The 638-nt window shown below is 58.6% G+C and carries 1 protein-coding gene; it reads left to right on the top strand.

Going from position 1 to position 638, the window contains the following annotated elements; translation table 11 throughout:
• Nucleotides 1-130: 130 nt before the first annotated feature.
• On the top strand, nt 131-638 hold a 508-nt coding region (locus tag AWU74_RS07280), incomplete at its 3' end, for an LptF/LptG family permease (RefSeq protein ID WP_238580237.1).

Raw genomic sequence — 638 nt, 5'->3', positions numbered from 1 at the left:
CGCGGCGCGGGCGGCGTCGTCTCGACGGGACTCGGCGATGAGTAGCCTGCCCGCGCTGCCCCGGAACCCCTTCCGCATGAAGGGCTTAATCAGCCACCTCCTGCTGAAATATCTCGTGAGAGAACTGCTTATGTATTTCAGCATCGCGTTCCTGTTCTTCTTTCTGCTGTTCTTCGTCAACCAAATCCTGTACACGGCGCAGACTATCCTCGAAAAGCGGGTGCCCCTCCCGCAGGTGGCGGTGCTTATCCTGTACTCGCTGCCGTTCATCATAGCCCAGTCCGCGCCGTTCGCCACGTTTGTCGGCTTCATCATGTGCCTCGGCAAGCTGAACACCGACAACGAGATACTCGTCCTGCGGGCGAGCGGCAAGTCATACATGATGCTTCTCGCCCCCGTGCTGTGTCTAGGACTCGGCATATCGGCGGCATCGTTCGCCGTGAACGACTACCTCCTGCCGCTGGCGACGGTGTCCTACCAGAACCTGTACCGGAACATTATCTATTCAAACCCCGCGGTGGAGCTTGAGTCGAACTCCGTGAAGAAGGCGGAGAGCTCCACGCTGGTTATCGGCGAGGTTACAAAGCAGGACATATCCGATATGGTGTTCTTTGACGCGGACAGCGAGGGCAACCAGC

It is taken from the genome of Treponema endosymbiont of Eucomonympha sp. (genome assembly GCF_001028545.1).
The sequence above is the reverse complement of the archived record's forward strand: the minus strand, read 5'-3'. Positions and strand labels throughout refer to the sequence as shown.